This is a genomic window from Faecalibacillus sp. H12 (assembly GCF_013361255.1).
Taxonomy (GTDB): domain Bacteria; phylum Bacillota_I; class Bacilli_A; order Erysipelotrichales; family Coprobacillaceae; genus Faecalibacillus; species Faecalibacillus intestinalis.
In genome coordinates this window covers 1-2,936 of record NZ_JABWDK010000060.1, presented here as the reverse complement: position 1 = coordinate 2,936, position 2,936 = coordinate 1, and the positions used below count along the sequence as shown (strand labels likewise).

At 30.6% G+C, this 2,936-nt stretch carries 1 protein-coding gene; it reads right to left on the bottom strand.

All coding sequences use genetic code 11. From position 1 onward, the window contains the following. Positions 1 to 2,936, bottom strand: a 2,936-nt coding sequence (locus HUU89_RS14365; protein WP_175302119.1) for a family 20 glycosylhydrolase, incomplete at both ends; no start/stop codon positions are given.

The following is a 2,936-nucleotide window of genomic DNA, read 5'->3' as shown; positions in this document are numbered from 1 at the left end:
AATAGCCTTATCTAAATCATCATAAGCCTTATCAACTTGTTCTTGAGTAGCATTACTATCTTCATTAACAATGATTGCTTCTAATAAAGCTTTTTCAAATCTTGACCATGATTCAATAGAATAGTTATTATTTTCTATTTCTTTTGCATCATTAATCTTATTTGTTAGTTTTTCTTTGTTTGAGGTAACTGTATCTCTTAATGCATTGATTGCATTATGTAAATTATTAGTTTCTTCAGTTACATCAACTTTTCCTTCAACATAAGATTTTTGAGCAACAATTAATGCATCAATCATTTCATTTACTGAGCCACTAGATTTACCAGTAATATTTAATGTTTCAGCTTCTAAAATCATATCTTTTAAAGTTGAATCTTCAGGTATTTCTTCTAATTCAAACTTAACTTCTGCAATTTGATACCAGTTCCCCTTACCTTCAGTAAGAACAATTCTAACATATTTAGTCAATGTCTTATCAAAAGTAATAGTTTTTTCAAATGCTGAATTATCTAACGTTCCTACTGTTGTCCAATTTTTTCCATCAGTGGAGATTTGCACATCAGCACCATCAATTATATCTTCACCAGCATTGCTTGGTTGAATGATTTGGATAGAACTAATATTTATTGGACGAGTAAATGTGAATTTAACTTCTTTACCAATTTCTTGGTTGCTATTAAACCAACATTTAGTATTAATATTACCATCAATCATATTATTGTAGTTATTAGATTGATAATAAGTATCAGTTGCTGAAATAGTTGGAACTTTAGCATTAGGTTTAACTAATGATTGCTTAGCTGTTTGAATTGCATTATAAGCTTCTTTAGCTTTTTCAGCAGTTAATCCTTCACTATTAAGTAATGTTTTTCCTGTAGTTACAGCATTTTTATAAGCTTGATATCCACTTGAATAGTCACTTTCATTTAATGGATATGTAACTTCAACATATAATGAATAATATTCCAATTTTACAGCTTTATTTTTAGCATCTTGTAATGCTCTTAATGCGTTATTAACAGCTAATTGTCCACTTGTTTCGTCAAAATATATTTCTTTTGCCATTGTTAATGCTTTATTATAATCAGCTACAGTTTCATTAATATATTCACTTACTGCTAATGGTTCAAATATTTCTTTTTTTAAATCAGTTTTATCACAATGTAATTGATATTTTAAAGTAATTGTCATATTACCGTTATATTTACCATCTAATGGTAAATCTGATTCAATAAAACTATATCCAAATAATTCTTTTGCTTCAAAATGATACTCACTATCATTTAGACCATAGAATACATCATCTGCAGCAATAGTCTTACCAAAATTATCAATATATTTGATAGTAACTGTTGCTGTATCTTCACCCTGGAACACTTCACCCGGAGCAGGTAAAGCCTCATTGAAGCCTGGAGTTCTTCCCAATTTATCAACAGCAGCTTTAAAAACATCATAGTCTGGTTGATTATCGTTCGCGTTCCACATCTTATAAGCTGTTGCACGTGTGCGATGATAGATTTTATCTTCTACTCTTTGTTCGCTTTCATAATTTGGATCATCACACCAAACTGCGTAAGAACCACCCATTACATATTCTGGATAAGGTTCTTCAAAAGTTTGTGCTGTTCCGGATAAGTTAGAGAATTTACCAGGATGCCATTCATTATAAATACGATCACCTTCTGGTACTGCATTAGTTTGCCACCACCTAGAAAGTACATAGTACATATAAACATCAGAATAGTTGATTACTTTGTTACCATTAGCAACAAAATCCGCTACCGATGCACAGTTTTCAGGAGCTGCCCAGTAACAAACTTCAATGTCACTATCCAATGTATAACCCTCATAATCACCAAATAATAAACCATCATTCCATGCTCTTGGAGTCATTCCGTTATCTTTAACTATCTTAGAAATATCATTAAAATATGTCATAATTTGTCCGTATTGTTCATTACTAAAACTAGAGAATTTAGCTAAGAACTCATCACCGCCAATATTAAAATGTTTACATCCCGCATCACCAAAGAATTCAATAAATTCAGTCATTAAATTTACTAAGAATTCTCTAGCTTCAGGATTTGTAAAGATATTAAAGCATTGATTTCGTCGATCATCGGTTGGGAATAGTTCTCTACAACTGTAATCAGTTGGCAGATATTGTAAAACTGCTCCCGAGTGACCTGGAGAATCTAAAGAAGGCACGATTTCAATATGATAATCATTAGCAACTTGAATAATATCTAAAATATCTTGTTTACTTAATACATCATCATATTTATATTTAAATCCTTCGATTGCATCTAGAGTATCACTTTGAATTCTAAATCCTTCATTTTCAGAAAAATGAAGTTGAACCGCATTATATTTTTGCCAAGATAAATCTTTGATTTGACGAATTATCCATTCTTTAGAGAATGGTTTACGAGCAATGTCTAAATGCATTGAACGTAATTCAACATCTGGATAATCAATAACAGTTCCTTTCTCTAATATTTTATCATTAATCTTTAACATTTGAATTACTGACATTAAACCATAATAAATACCAATTTCATCTTTAGCGGTTACTGTGATTTTATCAGTAATATCTAATTTGTAGCTTTCAGCTTTTCCTTCTAATTCAGCCACATCCTCCATTCTAACAACAATATCATTAACTACTGCATTTTCTTCTTTACCGAATACTATTATTGGGGCTTTGGATAAAACTCCAGCGGCTTCAAAATTTGAACTAGTTAATTTTAAATCTTTTAATAAAATAGTATTATTTAATGTTTTTTCATTTGCTACTACAAAAATTCGACTATTTTCAGCAAGAGTAAAATCTCGCCCCGCTTCTTTAGTATATTGTTGAACATTTGGATAAGTCATTAATGATGTTGTTGCAACATTGCCTTTAGCTAAAACTGCCTGAAAACCGACTGCTTGAC